Raw genomic sequence first — 15,339 nt, 5'->3', positions numbered from 1 at the left:
TTCCCGTGCGATAAGGGGCCGGTACAACCAGGGTTCGCACCTGAATTTTGCACCGGGTTTATCCATGGTTTTTCAAAGTTGCACCAATGCGGAGCAAAACAAGAAGGTCACGTTGACGTAAAAACGGAGGCGTTAACTGAACGAGTGCTCGGCAGACAAGTGAAATCTGCAACGCAGCAAGGAGTAATTGGCGAAAGCCTTACGGAGAAACACTCAAGAACAACTGAAAGGAAACCTGAACAGCTTAGAACGAACTACAAAGAACCGAACGAGAAAGAACCCAACAAAAAGAAGCCGACATATCAGACGACCGGGCTGAGAACGCCCCCTCCTACTGGTCTCAGCGGGTATCAACCGCCACGACGCAGTTGCGGCCTTTCTCTTTCGCCTGATACAGCGCCGAATCGGCCAGCTCCAGCACAGTGTCGACCCGCATACCGGGCAGACAACGCACCAGACCACCCGAGAAGGTATAAACGAAACGCTCATCCGGCTGATTGTTTTCCAGATGATCGGATACCCGGCGCAACACCTTGTCGGCCACCGCCAGCGTGGTTTCCGGCAACACCACCAGATATTCCTCCCCACCCAAACGACCAACAATATCGCCGTCGCGCAGACGGGCTTTCATGGTCAGGGCAAAGTGGCGGATAACCCGGTCTCCGGTTGCGTGGCCGAACGTGTCGTTAATACGCTTGAAACGGTCAAGGTCAATGAGCCCGACGCACAGTTTGTTGCCATAGCGCTGGCAACGCAGCACCTCATCTTCCAGCCGGCGCAGTGCCTCGCGACGATTCCAGAGTGAGGTCAACGGATCGCGGGTAACCAGATTACGCACCGCACGGCCGCGGCGGATGCGCGCTTCTACCGCATACAAAAGATCAATCGGCTGTACCGGCTTGCACAGAAATACATCAGCGCCGGTCGCCATGGCCTGCACCTGTACGTGCTGACTGTGTTCGGTGGACAGAAAAACAATGGGCACACTCAGCAGACTTTCCTGCTGACGGATGACACCCGCCAGCTCCTGACCATTGATGCCCGGCATATACAGATCGAGCAGAACAAGATCAGGGATGTGGTTCTGCAGATACGGCATCAGCTCGTTCACCGGATCGTTAATCACAGTCACCAGAAAACCGGCCTGTTCCAGCACACCACTGATATAGCTGCTGACCGATACCTGATCGTCGATCACCAGCACCTGATACGGGTCGGCTTCGTAGCGTTCCGTCAGCGAGATGATTTCCGCCAGCACCTGATCGTCATTCACCGGCGTGGTAACAAAGGCCGTGGCGCCCATGCGGATGGCATCGATCCGTTCATTTAGGCCGCTGTGGGTACTGATGGCGATCACCGGCAGGTTGATGCTCTGTTCGGCCAGCTGCAGCATACGGGCGCGCTGCTTGTCGTTGATCACATCCAGATTCACGATCAGGGCGCAGGTATTGTTGCCCTCATGGGTGAGCAAATGGGAAATGGAATCCACGGCTTTTAGCCGAAAGCCCGCACGGGTGATTTTGTCGCGCAGGGATTCCGGCACCGATTCTTCGCCGAAGGCGAGAATGGTGATAGGCTTGCCAACAATGTAATTGGCGATCCGCCGGCTCATCAGGGGAATTTCATTCACCAGACGGTGAATACCCGGATTACTCAGTTCCGTATGTTTTGCTTCTGAGCCATCCGGGGTAACACCCACGGACAGCGGCTTGTTCTGTTCTGCATCGTTCATCTGGTTGCCGGCCACCGCAAACCTGTTGATCTACAGCCAGTTTAGCCAACATTCAGCCATTCCCTGCGGCAGGGAACGAATGATCTGCAGGTAATACCGATAAAAGGCCGCTTCGTGAGAAATTCCGCCCGACTATTTACCACCGGAGATGAATTTCGCACCACACCAGTGCAAAAACCACCACCCTGCGCTGAAGAAAACCCGCCCACAGCGGAATTTCGTAAGCTGGCATCCTTCTTGAATAAGCCCTGTTGAACCTGCGATACCTTCCCGTGGGTTCACGGCATCAGTGTTGATGCCAGACATTGTCGTGTTGTGCAAAACAGAGCATTGGCGCTCACAGGATCTTTCCCGTGAGCGCTTTTTTTTTGATTTTTTTGGGCGAATGCCCGGGTGTCCGGAATGGGAACGGTAATAACCAGTCAACATCTTCAGCAAACCGAAACCACTTGCCCCTACTGCGGCGTGGGCTGCGGTGTCACGGTCCAGCACCGCGACAATGCGGTGGAGCCTGTATCCGGCACCGACAATCATCCGGCGAACTTCGGCCGTCTGTGCGTGAAAGGCTCATCCCTGCACGAAACCCTGAGCGATGAAGGCCGCCTGCTGTTCCCGACCATGAACGGCAAGCGCACCAGCTGGGATTCTGCCCTGAGTCTGATCAGCGACAAAATCCAGCAGGTGCTGCTCACGCACGGCCCGGAGGCCATCGCCTTTTACGGCGCCGGTCAGATGCTGACCGAAGACTATTACGTGGCCAATAAACTGATGAAAGGTTTTATTGGCAGTTCCAACATGGATACCAATTCCCGTCTGTGCATGGCGTCTGCCGTGGTGTCGCACAAGCGCGCTTACGGCAGCGATACCGTGGCCGGCTGCTACGAAGATCTGGAACAGGCCGACCTGCTGATTCTGGTCGGCTCCAACGCGGCGTGGGCACACCCGATTGTGTATCAGCGCATCGTTGCCGCCAAAACCGCACGCCCGGATATGAAAATTGTGGTGATTGATCCGCGCCGCACCGCCACCTGTGACATCGCTGATCTGCATCTGGCCATCCGCCCCGGTTCCGACGCTTATCTGTTCTGCGCCTTGCTGGCCTATCTGGTGGAGTGCAACCGCGTTGATCACGGCTTTATCGTGCGCCACACCGAAGGTCTGGGCGAGGCCCTGACCGCCGCCCGCGATGCCTGCGTCAGCCTGCAGGAAACCGCTGAAATTCTGGACATCGACAGCCAGTCGCTGAGCACCTTCTTCCACTGGTTCGCCGATACTCCCCGTACCGTCACCGTGTACTCGCAGGGTATTAATCAGAGCAGTTCAGGTTCCGATAAAGGCAACGCCATCATCAATGTGCATCTGGCCACCGGTCGGATTGGCAAGCCAGGTGCCGCGCCCTTCTCCATCACCGGCCAGCCGAACGCCATGGGCGGTCGTGAAGTGGGTGGTCTTGCCAACCAGCTGGCCGCACACATGGACTTTACCCCGGCCGACCGCGACCGCGTGCGCCGCTTCTGGAATGCACCGCGCATGGCGGAACGCCCTGGCCTGAAAGCCGTGGATCTGTTTCAGGCCGTGCGCCGTGGTGAAATCAAATTCCTGTGGATCATGTCCACCAATCCGCTGGTGAGCATGCCCGACGCCGACGCCGTCAAAGAAGCGCTGCAGCACTGCGAACTGGTGGTGCTGTCCGATTGCATGGCCAATACCGACACCGCCGCCGCCGCCCATGTACTGCTGCCAGCCTCCAGCTGGGGCGAAAAGAACGGTACCGTCACCAATTCCGAGCGCCGTATTTCCCGCCAGCGCAGCTTCCTCAGTGCACCGGGCGAATCCATGCCCGACTGGTGGGCAATCTGCGAAGTGGCCCGCCGCTTAGGCTTTGAAGACGCTTTCCGCTATGAGCATCCGGCGGATATCTTCGACGAGCACGCGCGCCTGTCGGCCTTCGAAAACAAAGGCCGCCGCGATTTTGATATCGGCGGGCTGGCCGGCATGACCCGCGAACAATACGACGCCATGGCGCCGATTCAGTGGCCGGTGAACGATCAGTATCCGGAAGGCCGCGCCCGCTTCTTCAGCGATGGCCACTTTTTTACCGAATCGGGCAAAGCGCGCTTTGTGACGGTAATGCCGGAATTGCCGCAGGTTCGTACCGAAGGCGACCTGATCATGAATACCGGTCGCGTACGCGATCACTGGCACACCATGACCCGCACCGGCAAAGCCCCCCGCTTAGCCCAGCACATCAGCGAGCCCTACGCCGACATCCACCCGGCAGACGCGGCCGCCCGCAACATCGTTCACGATCAGCTGGTTGAGGTAAGCAATCACAGAGGCCGCATTCTGGTGCGCGCGCAGCTGAGCGATGCGCAACGCCGCGGTGAAATTTTTGTGCCCATGCACTGGACCAGCCGCTACTCCGGACTGGCACGCATGGGCACGTTAATCGGCGAGTGGCGCGATCCGCTGTCCGGACAACCGGAACTGAAAGTCACCGGTGTCTCAGCCGCGCCGTTTAAAGCCGATTGGCAAGGCATGATTCTGACCCGCGATGATCTGGGCGACCTGCAGTGCGACTACTGGGCGAGCGGCGTATTCCGCGATGGTTTCTTTTACGAAACCGCCGGCCAGGGCAGCGCCGCGGATTGGGTCGACAGCATCGCCAGCCGTCTGCCTGAGGGTGATTGGCTCTATTTCAGCGACAGCCGTGAACAACACGTGCGCCGCATTCTGCTGCAGCAAGGCCGCTTAGTGGCCGTGGTATTCACCCATCAGGACACCCGCTTCACCACCCGCCAATGGCTGATGGAGCGTTTTCAGGATGACCAGATCAGCCGCGAAGACCGTCGTGCGCTGTTGCCGGGCGTGCCTGCCAACCGGCCGGACTGTGGCGCCATCGTCTGCTCCTGCTTCCAGGTCGGCGACAAAGACATCATCAACGCCATTGCTGCCGGCGCGACCAGCGCGGCAGAACTGGGTAAGGCACTTAAATGCGGCACTAACTGCGGTTCCTGCCTGCCGGAAATCAAAGCACTGGTGGCCAAACATGCCCCAGTGATGGAGAAAAGCGCATGAAACAGTCTGCAAAAACACGCTCTCAGGACACACAAATGGGCGAAGTATGGTTAGTCGGTGCCGGCCCCGGCGACCCGGAACTACTGACCCTGAAAGCCATGCGTGTGATCAGTGAAGCCGATGCCGTGCTGTACGATTCGCTGATTTCCGATGACATTCTGGCCCTGCTGCCGGCCCGCTGCACCCGCATTCATACCGGCAAGCGCTGCGGCGCCCACAGCATGACGCAGATCGACATCAACAAAGCCCTGCTCAGCGCGGCACGTAAACACAAAAAAGTGGTGCGCTTAAAAGGCGGTGATCCCTTTATTTTTGGTCGTGGCGGCGAGGAACTGGAATATCTGGAAAAACACGGTGTACAGGTACAGATAGTGCCGGGTATTACCGCCGCCGGTGGTTGTGCCGCCGCTGCGGGTATTCCGCTGACCCATCGCGATTATGGCAATGCGCTGGTGCTGCATTCCGGTCATACCCGCTTTAATGAATTCTCTCCGAGCCAGAATCCAACCCGGGTATTTTATATGGGCCTGCGTCAGGCCGGTCCGATTACCGCCCACCTGCTGCAGGAAGGTCTGCGCGAAGACACTCCGGTGGCGTTAATCATCAACGGAACCCTGTCCACTCAGCAGGTATTCAAAGGCGTGTTAATGGACCTGCCGCACATTGCCGAGCGTGTGCTCGGCGACAGCGATGGTCCGGGACTCATTTTTGTTGGTGAAGTAGCAGCAATGGCCAGAGTGCAACAACAGGAAGCCAACGCTCAGGCGGTAGCATGAACAAGATATTTAGCGCCCTGATCATCCATGGGCGCTAAATGTCTAAACGAAAGTCATAAAAACAAAGACATATCGTCATTAAAAACAGCCCATAAACTAAGCATTTAACCTTACTATTCCAAGGTAATTACAGCCTTTATAACAAAAAGAACGCAAGCCGGATAATTGAGTTATAAATCCAACTCAATATAAATAACAACTGTTAATTGAATAACACCAGCAATCATCAGAAATTTCAGCGAAATTAAATTATAAAAATATAATTTAAAAAATCACTCCTGATACGCAACGTATTACCAACATCTCATCAGCACCGCGACGGTGCATATTTGACCAACAGTAAAAGCGTTACCGTCGGTTTAATTTTGTAATAGTTTTAAAACACCCCTGCGATTAGACTGCCCGTTCCCACCAAGCACCCTAGAGGAAATAATATGAGCAAGCTCACTTACGTTGCAGCTCTGTCATTTATTGCTGCGCCTTGTTTCGCATTAAATGCCAGCATCAATGAATCCGAAATTGTATTTGCCGATCAGAACAGCAACAGCATTACCGTTTCTGTATCTGGCCCAAATGGCTTTAACGCGTCTTACGAGTTCAACGGCTCAGTGGCCAGTCTGCAGGCAGCTCAGATTAATCAGGGCTCAGACGGCGACTACAACTTTGACGCAGTAGCCGTAGCCATTACCGGTGAAGAATACGCTGGCGAAGAAAATGGCCGTGACGGTGGTTACAAGCCGGTCGCACAATCCGAAGCCACAACCGGTCATTTCCGCCTGCAAGACGGCAGCTTTGTACTGACCGCTGAAGAAAATAACTAAGGAGCACTGCCATGAAAAAAATCATTTCACTGTTAATTCTCTCAGCTCCTTTTGCAGCCATCGCCGACAATGTCGTAAGCGATGACCAGATCGTTACAGGCAGTCAGTGCGTGGGTTTCGACTGCGCCAACGGTCTGAATTTCGGTTTCGATACTCTGATACTGAAAGAGAACAACGTCCGCATTCTGTTCGATGACACCAGCAGCAGCGGCAGCTTCCCTAGTTATGACTGGCGCCTTGAAGCCAACGATACCAACAATGGCGGCGCCAACTACTTCGCCATCAGCAATGCCACCACCAGCAAAACGCCATTTAAAATTGACGGTGGTGCGGCTGCCAACACCCTGATCCTGAATTCCTCCAGTAACGTGGGCATTGGTACCAGCACTCCGGCGTTAAAACTTCAGGTTACCAAGGGCGACACGCCAGCCATGCGTCTGGAACAGGATAGTTCATCCGGCTGGAGCGCCTATTCCTGGGATATCGCCGGCAACGAAACCAACTTCTTTGTTCGTGATGTAACCTCCAGTGGCAAACTGCCATTCCGTATTTATCCGGGTGCAGGCGAAAATAACCTGGTGCTGAAATCCGGCAATATTGGTATTCAAACCAACTCTCCGGCGGAAACCATCCATGTCAAAGTCGCTGGCGATGCAGGTGTTCGTTTGCAGAACACCACCTCAGGTACCGCTTCTACCTGGCGTATCTACAACCAGGCTGACTCTGGCAAGCTGAAAATTACCGATGATGAAACCGGTGCCCGCACACCATTCAAAATGGAACAGAACGCCTCTAATAACCTGATGAAAGTAGGTACCAGCGTTACCGTTGGCGGTTCTGCTACCAACTCTCAGGTGGAAGTCAACGGCAGTCTGAAAGCCACTTATCTGGTATCCAGCGACGGTAAGATCTACAAGCTGTCTGATATTGTCAGCGCGCTGCAGGCTCTGGGCCAGACCCTGCCGACTTACTGAGTCGAACGGTAGCTACAAGCATGTCAGGGGGGAGCAATCCCCCCTTTTATTTTCAGGCGGGATATATGAAAAAAATCATTGTGCTGGGCATGAACCGCACTGGTACTAAATTGGCTGCATTTCTGGCTGCAAAATATTTCGCAAAAACCAAAGTCTATCTGGAACCCTTCACCTGGGATCGGGGCATTAATGCTGCGCTTTCCGACGACTGGCAACCTCAACAACAAGAACGAAAGAGAAATACACTGGGTATTGATGCCCACCGCTCACTGCATATTGTTTCGCCAGCCGACGAAACGTCCTCGTGGCTAAATGACACACTGAACAGTGAATGGGATGTACTTAAATTCATTGAAATCGGCCGTGCGGGTCTGATTTACCGCTACGCCCCGGATGCGGCTTATATCCTTCTGATCCGTCACCCGCTTGCCTTTCTGGCAAGCATTGCCGGCATGGGTGCCGCACGCGACGCCGTGATTGAGCAAGCTGAGCGATTAATCAAGGATGAAGGATTTCAGGATCCGTTGCCGGATGCGGATCAGCACCTGACACCGGAACTGGCCGGTTGCGCCAGAGCCTATCACATCCTCTACTCTCATCTCGCCCGCTTCCGGCCTGCGCACGGCGTTAAGATCAGCTATGAAGATATGATCAGCAAGCCAGATCCGTTCGAAATACTGACAACAAACGACTTGCCGGCTTTCCCGTATTCGCACAAAGCACCACTGCTCGGTGCGTCAACACAGCGAGTACTGTCGGAACAGGCTAGCCGGTATATCACCGAACATTTGCTCCCTGTTTATCAGGCATTTTTGAACAGCGATCGCCTTCAACCAAAGCCTTAGTTGCACGGTTATTGAAGAACTAAACTGAATATCCAAAATCCGTCAGCGCTGCCAGGTCATCAGCATCAAATACGGATATATCGTGCTGATGGTACCGACCACTGGATTCCGGCAAACGTACACTGTCAAAAAATGCAGCCGGCAGATTCAAGTCAAGGCCGGCGGACTTCCACAGGGCTGCCGCTTCCTCAACCGTGTTCTGGCAAAAGTCCTCAAAGCGGACAATGCTGCTCGCCTGCAATGGCAGAGACGCCATCAGACTAAGAGCATATCGGTTTGCATCGAGCCAATATGTCAACTGAGAGGCTTCGTTACCCGGAGCTACATCATCACACAGATTAAATTTGGAGCCCCAATTCCTCAGCTGATTGCGGTTGCCGCTGTAGGCCATGTCCAGACCATGACGAATCACGTGAATGTAACTGAGGTTCGGTACAGCATCGACCAGATACGGGAGGTAATAGAAAGAGCCGGGAACCTTAACCGCAAAGACATCGGATTCCGGAGAGTGCTCTTTTGCCTCACGCGTCATATGCTCAAAAAAGCGAAGGAACGGATCACGCAGACGCTCACATTTTTCCTGCTCGCTCAGTTCCCCACTCAGAACCAGAGGGATATTTCCCGGCCAGTTGAGATTATCCAGCGATTTATTCAGATGACTGCCAATAAACACTCCAGCCTGCTGAAAAGCACTGGCAACAACCCGGGTGCCGCTACCGCCGACACCACCAATCAACACGCATTTCAAACAGCACAATCCTCCCGCTCATAACCAATTTCTTCAGCAACACCTGAGCATATTGACCAGATTAGATCGGTCATAGCATTGTGTTCAGCGATCACATTAGCCCGCTCTGAATCCAACGTCAGATTGTGCTTAAAATCACCTTCCAACCCAAGAAATTCCTGTAATTTGCTGAGCATGGCATCCGGATCCCGCAGTATGTCCTCGTATTTCACCTGCACAACGTCCTGCCCATAGGCAAGCTGAGACAGAAAGGAAACCGCCTTATTCAACTGGTAGTTCCAGCTCACTGAATTATTAACCGCATCCGTTCCGTCACCCAGCGCTCCCTGAACCTCACCGATATAGTGGTAGGCATCTTCCAGCACGGTTCTTCCTACCGGATTGTCCAGACGTGACGTCATGTGTGTACGCCGCATACTGATGCTGATCGGATGACGGGTCAGATGAATAAATCTGGCCTTAGGAAACGCGCGCTTAAGTTCCGGCAGGCACAATACGGTTTCCGGCAGCTTAAAACCCCAGAGTCCGGAGCTGAGTCCACCAGCAGCCAGAATGTTTCTGGCATTATTTCGCAGGCGGCGGATGTGGTCTTCGGTAAAATTATTTCGCGCCAGCTGAACGCGATTGACGACCAGATCGTAGATGGGGCCAACCCACTCAACCGAATCTTCGGTGGCATTGATCTCGTTGCCCATGAAGATATTCATATCCTGAATCAACTGCGACAACAGACGGGTACCACTCCCACCGCGCCCCGTGACGATAACCGGCGAATCGAGAACAGACTCTGCGATAGAAGGATCTTCAGAATAAGGCGCACAGTAGGTTCCCTCGAGCACAACTCTGTTGAGCTGATGACGTACCTTGTCAGGTAAAACGGGAGGGTTACTGGACTGCTCTGCTTTTTCGACGGACATTTTCAGAAAGCCAGCCGACGCCTGAACATACTGGCCAATATACAACGCATCGACCGCAGGAGGTGCGTATCGCTCGCCGCGGATTGACTGATATTCAGCCGAAAATATTTCGTGGGTAGCATCGTCACGGCGCAAGTTAGTCGCTACCCCACCGTGCACCTGATGGAACGTGCCTTCATTCAGCAGGATTACAAGCTGATTGCCTGCCGTCTCACAGGCTCGCTTATATAAATCCAGATTGGCATAACCACCACCCGGGGTGATAAAACGCTCATCGATCCCACCCAGCTCCTTCCACAAGGTCTTGTGCATAAACAGAGCATTACTTTCTGCAATCGGTTTGAAATAACCGTGTGCGCTGGAACCCGCCAGTGAGCTGATGGCGAACAGCCGGTACCCATCCTGCTCCCAGCCAATCTGGGCCAGCAGTTTGTCTTCTACCTTCTGGTTGTAGCCCTTGAGCACAGATTGCATCTGGACCTCAGGTCCCAGATGAAAGCCAAGGGTGGCAACAACCGCGCGCTCGTCAATTTTGGACGCCGCTAACGCACCTTTCAAAAGCCCAGGCGAGGCCATTCTGGCGCCATCAATGAAAACTCCAACGACATCCGCCTGCGCCAGACTCAACCCCAGATTCACGGCCTGTACCGGCGACTGAGATTTGAATGGAAATGACACGATCCGAAGATTAGGAAAGTCTCCGAGACCGGCAAGTGTAGGCTTATGCGCAGACCCGTTGTCCACCAGCACGATGTCGATATCTTCTACTGACATCCCCTGCTGAAACGATGCCTGTAACGATTTCAGGGTCCGGGGCAGTTCCCGGGTCATGTTGTAACTGATGACAACAGCACTGATTTTAGCCGCGCTGGGTACCCTGCCTTCGACCGGAATTATCAGTGACAGTATCTCGGTCGGGGTATGCAGTTTTTTCCATGCCCTTATCAGCCAGTGCGAGAGATGCTTCATTACCCCGCGATCCAGACCAGACTGACCAAGCGCACTCAGAAAACCCGCAACACGCTCACGATTAAGACCCGAGCGGATATACCGATGAAAGTCCTCCACTGCCCCCGGCTTTTTCAATTCCAGCTGCTGAGTCAGATACACGCGCTCAACCAGATCATTCCCTGTGCTTTTCAGAAGCTCAGACAAATACACCAAAGCGGCGTCTTTTCCTTTGGCCTGAGCCATGGCCTGACCGTACCTTACCCGTACCCACTCGGCCGGCGTTAATGCCATGGCTTTTTCATACCAACCCATTGCCTGTCCGGCTTTTCCCTGCAGCATGGCCGTCTCAGCGGTTTTAACTGCGAAGGTGAAATTATTGGGGTTCATGGTATAGGCCAATTGATGAAAGTAGGCGGCTTCATCAAAGCGCAATTGGGCCACATAAACATTGGCGAGCAGCATACGCAGATAGGGTGGCGACTGCTGTATGGCAATCGCTTTCAGAAAAAAGACCTCGGCCGCTTCATACGCTTTGCGGGCAAATGCGCAGCGCCCCTGCCATTCATATCCGGCAAAGTGCTGCGGGCCTTTTGCCTGCAGAATGTCAGCTATACGCTGGCAGGCGTGCGCCGTGTCGCTACTGATTTGATGTACCAGAGGTTCGGCACGCTTGCGCAGATCGTCAAAAGAAAGCCCTTCCATATCGTTGAGGGTCTTTTCCAGCGCGGGCGAAACTGCGGGCGCCTCGGCATGCGGAGGCAATTCCGGAATGCGGTCCCACAGATAGTCTTCAAGGGACTGCTCTCCGGTCCGGTCGACGTATGTCGGGGGCTCCGTGTGCTTACCCGAAAAATTCAGAGCCTCTAGCTGTTGAAACACATCGTCCATTTGCCGGATCAGATCATCCGGCAGCAGCGCCAGTACTGATGCGTCAACGGTTTCTTCTACATAGGATTTATTGACACAGGATGCACCAGCCGCTGTTGCCGCAACCTGAAATTTCGCCGACAGAACATGAGACAAGGATAAGCCGGAAATCAGTTCACTCTGTGCAATGACAACCGATATTTCAGGGTTCTCTTTTACAAAATTGATCACATGGAGGTTGTAGCTGAGCCACATTCTCGCGGCGAGCGTGACATCCTTCCAGAAAGCCGAAGCAGAGGCCAACGCCGCACCCGTTGGTAAAAAATAGGCGATATCCTGTGAGTGACGCTTCAGTAAGGATTGAATACAGAAAGCCCAATGGCGATACAGCAGTACGAAACGGCCATTGCCCTTCAGAGCCTGATGCCATTGCTCAAGCATTAATGTGGCTCTGGGATCTTTCATCACCCAGCGGCTGCCAGACACCCGGCTTCTGGCAGCGATATAACGCTCGATATCCGTCAGGGACGATTCTGGGGCTGAAAAAGGAAAACCATCCGCGTACATCCAATCGGCGCCTTGTTGTGCCAGCAGATGGTCGTGCATACGCATCGCCACTTCATCTTCAAAGTGACCGTCAGGATTCGACAGATTGCCCCCCATAGGTTCGAGAGCAAAAGAGTAGCCAAGCGAATGTAATTGCTGTGCTGCAAGCGATGTTCCGCTGCGGTGAAATCCGGCGCAGATTATTGGTGAGTTCATTATTATTTATTCCAGTTGCTCAGCTTATTTATCCTGATCGCAGCCACAATGATCGTCTGCATAAGCTGAGTAGTTCCGGATGCCGAACAATGGGGAGCACCCGAACATCTTTACACAATCGCCGGTGGTGCTTTAACCAATCCACTGACGCCAAAGCGCTTGTCCTGAAGCCGTGCTTACCAGAACAAAGCGATGTAAAGCCCACAAAATCTGAGGAAAAGGCGGATAATTGCAGTGCAACCAACATCGACCAATCCGGATCAGCAGTCACTGGCAATGATCACTGCAGATACTGTGGTGATAACCCCTTTAATAAATAAATTAATCAATAAATACCCTGTCGCATTTATTGATATTTTTATAATAAATCCCTCGCACTCTTCAGGTGCTTTATTCTTATCAGGCCGTCCATGAATACGACGCAGTGTGCCAGCATCACTGCAGAATGAACAGTATGTTCCATTGAGCAAACATAACTTGTGACCGCATTGGCAATTCATCGTTAACAAGCGTGCAAATAATCACCAGATACATTGCTGCGTAACTATATCAATGAGTATCGATCAGATTATTTGAGCCATAAAAAACCCTGCATTTGCAGGGTTTTTATTTAACAGTCATTCAGCCTATGGAACGTCAGATACCAGCCGCCCGGGCTCTGGCGGCGTGCAGCTTTTTATAACTGTCGATTAAGCGCAGATGTTTATCCAGCCCTTCAAGACGACTGTTGGTTGGGGTGAGTCCATAAAAGCGTACGCTACCGTCAATGGAGCCCAACACAGCATCAATACGGGCATTGCCGAACATACGGCGGAAGTTCAGGTCGTAATCGTCCATCTCCAGCTCATCATCCAGCGCGACTTCAAGGGCTGCATTCATGGCCTGATAAAACAGACCGCGATCAACCGTGTTGTCATTAAACTGCAGGAAGGTTTCAACCAGTTCTTTGGTTTCTTCCAGACGATTGAGTGCCAGATACACCAGCAGTTTCAGCTCAAGAATCGTGAGCTGGCCCCATGCGGTGTTGTCGTCAAACTCCACGCCGATCAATGTGGTGATGTCTGTGTAATTATCCAGTTCACTTTCTTCCAGACGCGCAACCAGCGCTTCCAGCTGCTCGTCGTCGAGGCTGTGCAGGTTCAGAATATCCTCACGGAAATACAGGGATTTATTGGTGTTGTCCCAGATCAGGTCATCCACCGGGTAAATTTCCGAGAATTCCGGCACCAGAATGCGACATGCCGGCACGCCAAGGTCTGTATACACCGCCATGTAGGATTCTTTGCCCAGATCTTCGAGAATGGCGAACAGGGTTTCAGCTTCTTCCTCATTGGAGTTTTCACCGCCATTGGTGAAATCCCACTCCACGAAATCGAAATCCTGCTTCGCACTGAAAAAGCGCCAGGACACCAGACCGGTGGAGTCGATAAAGTGTTCCACGAAATTATTCGGCTCGGCTACGGCGTTACTTTCGAAGGTCGGTTGCGGTAAATCGTTTAAGCCTTCGAAACTGCGGCCCTGCAGCAGTTCAGTCAGACTGCGCTCCAGCGCCACTTCAAAACTCGGGTGCGCACCGAAGGAGGCAAACACCCCGCCAGTACGTGGGTTCATCAGGGTCACACACATTACCGGGTACTGGCCGCCCAGAGAGGCGTCTTTTACCAGCACAGGGAAACCCTGCTCTTCCAGCCCTTGAATGCCGGCCACAATGCCCGGGTATTTGGCAATAACGTCCTGTGGCACGTCCGGCAGCGCCAGTTCGTTTTCCAGAATTTCGCGCTTAACGGCCCGCTCAAAAATTTCGGACAGACACTGCACCTGAGCTTCGGCCAGCGTATTGCCGGCGCTCATGCCGTTACTTAAAAACAGGTTTTCTATCAGGTTGGACGGGAAGTAAACGGTTTCGCCATCGGACTGACGCACAAACGGCAGCGCGACAATGCCGCGTTCCACATTGCCCGAGTTAGTGTCGTATAAATGAGAAGCACGCAGCTCGCCATCCGGGTCGTAAATACCCAGACAGTAATCATCCAGCAGGCCATCCGGCAGCGCGTCTTTGCGGCCCGGCTTGAACCATTTTTCGTTCGGATAATGCACGAACTCCGCGTTGGCAATGTCTTCACCCCAGTACTGGTCGTTGTAGAAGAAATTGCAGTTCAGACGCTCCATGAACTCGCCCAGCGCCGACGCCAGCGCGCTGTCTTTGCTGGCGCCCTTGCCGTTGGTAAAGCACATCTGCGAATCGGCATCGCGGATGTGCAGCGACCAGACGTTCGGCACTATGTTGCGCCAGGACGCCACTTCGATCTTCATGCCCAGATCCGCCAGCAAGGCGGTCATGTTGGCAATGGTTTTTTCCAGCGGCAGGTCTTTACCGGCGATAAAGGTTTCCTGACCGGCTTCGCTGTCGCCGAGCAACAGCGCCTGCGCGTCGGCATCCAGATTGTCGACCACCTCAATGATGAAATCCGGGCCGGTCTGAATCGCTTTCTTCACGGTGCAACGGTCGATGGAGCGCAGAATACCTTCGCGGTCTTTGTCGGAAATACTTTCCGGCAATTCAACCTGAATCTTGATGGTCTGCTTGTAGCGGTCTTCCGGGTCGACGATGTTGTTCTGCGACAGACGGATGTTTTCTGTCGGAATGTCCCGCGCCAGACAGTACACCTTTACGAAGTAGGCTGCGCACAAGGCCGATGACGCCAGGAAGTAGTCGAACGGGCTTGGCGCCGATCCATCCCCTTTGTAGCGGATTGGCTGATCGGTCACGACGGTAAAATCGTCGAACTTGGCTTCAAGCCTCAGGTTGTCTAGGAAGTTGACCTTGATTTGCATGCGCGGGCACCAGAAAGAGCAGAATGAGCTGGC

9 protein-coding genes are annotated in these 15,339 nt (G+C 53.6%); 5 read left to right on the top strand and 4 right to left on the bottom strand.

Annotated features, from left to right (window positions below; translation table 11 throughout):
• Window positions 1-340: 340 nt before the first annotated feature.
• Window positions 341-1,732 (bottom strand): diguanylate cyclase, encoded by a 1,392-nt coding sequence (locus ACQUQU_RS06115; RefSeq protein WP_430462367.1) that lies wholly within the window; start codon window positions 1,730-1,732, stop codon window positions 341-343.
• A 402-nt stretch (window positions 1,733-2,134) separates the two neighbouring features.
• On the opposite strand from ACQUQU_RS06115, the gene ACQUQU_RS06110 reads away from it, so the two are divergent.
• The 5 genes from ACQUQU_RS06110 (at window position 2,135) to ACQUQU_RS06090 (ending at window position 8,226) form a co-directional block, all read left to right on the top strand.
• Entirely contained in the window at window positions 2,135-4,810 is a 2,676-nt protein-coding gene (locus ACQUQU_RS06110; protein WP_430462366.1) for a molybdopterin-dependent oxidoreductase, read from the top strand.
• 35 nt (window positions 4,811-4,845) lie between these two features.
• Complete coding sequence (gene cobA / locus ACQUQU_RS06105) at window positions 4,846-5,586, top strand: uroporphyrinogen-III C-methyltransferase (RefSeq protein WP_430462365.1); 741 nt, start codon at window positions 4,846-4,848, stop codon at window positions 5,584-5,586.
• A 434-nt stretch (window positions 5,587-6,020) separates the two neighbouring features.
• Window positions 6,021-6,407, top strand: coding sequence for a hypothetical protein (locus ACQUQU_RS06100; RefSeq protein WP_430462364.1), 387 nt, complete (start codon window positions 6,021-6,023; stop codon window positions 6,405-6,407).
• Window positions 6,408-6,418: 11 nt separating this feature from the next.
• Window positions 6,419-7,381, top strand: a complete 963-nt coding sequence (locus ACQUQU_RS06095; protein WP_430462363.1) for a hypothetical protein — start codon at window positions 6,419-6,421, stop codon at window positions 7,379-7,381.
• Window positions 7,382-7,446: 65 nt separating this feature from the next.
• Window positions 7,447-8,226 carry a sulfotransferase gene (locus ACQUQU_RS06090; protein ID WP_430462362.1) on the top strand — a complete coding sequence of 260 codons (780 nt, stop codon included), beginning with the start codon at window positions 7,447-7,449 and terminating at the stop codon, window positions 8,224-8,226.
• 19 nt (window positions 8,227-8,245) lie between these two features.
• On the opposite strand, the gene ACQUQU_RS06085 is transcribed toward ACQUQU_RS06090, so the two are convergent.
• The 3 genes from ACQUQU_RS06085 to ACQUQU_RS06075 form a co-directional block, all read right to left on the bottom strand.
• On the bottom strand, window positions 8,246-8,965 hold the full coding sequence (locus ACQUQU_RS06085) for a sulfotransferase (RefSeq protein ID WP_430463016.1): 720 nt from the start codon (window positions 8,963-8,965) through the stop codon (window positions 8,246-8,248).
• 5 nt (window positions 8,966-8,970) lie between these two features.
• Window positions 8,971-12,471, bottom strand: a complete 3,501-nt coding sequence (locus tag ACQUQU_RS06080) for a sulfotransferase (RefSeq protein ID WP_430462361.1) — start codon at window positions 12,469-12,471, stop codon at window positions 8,971-8,973.
• A gap of 636 nt (window positions 12,472-13,107) precedes the next feature.
• Complete coding sequence (locus tag ACQUQU_RS06075; RefSeq protein ID WP_430462360.1) at window positions 13,108-15,306, bottom strand: OsmC domain/YcaO domain-containing protein; 2,199 nt, start codon at window positions 15,304-15,306, stop codon at window positions 13,108-13,110.
• Window positions 15,307-15,339: the final 33 nt, after the last annotated feature.

Origin of the sequence: Thalassolituus sp. LLYu03 (assembly GCF_050507655.1) — a bacterium.
GTDB lineage: Bacteria > Pseudomonadota > Gammaproteobacteria > Pseudomonadales > Oceanobacteraceae > Venatoribacter.
This window is presented reverse-complemented; position numbering and strand designations above follow the sequence as displayed.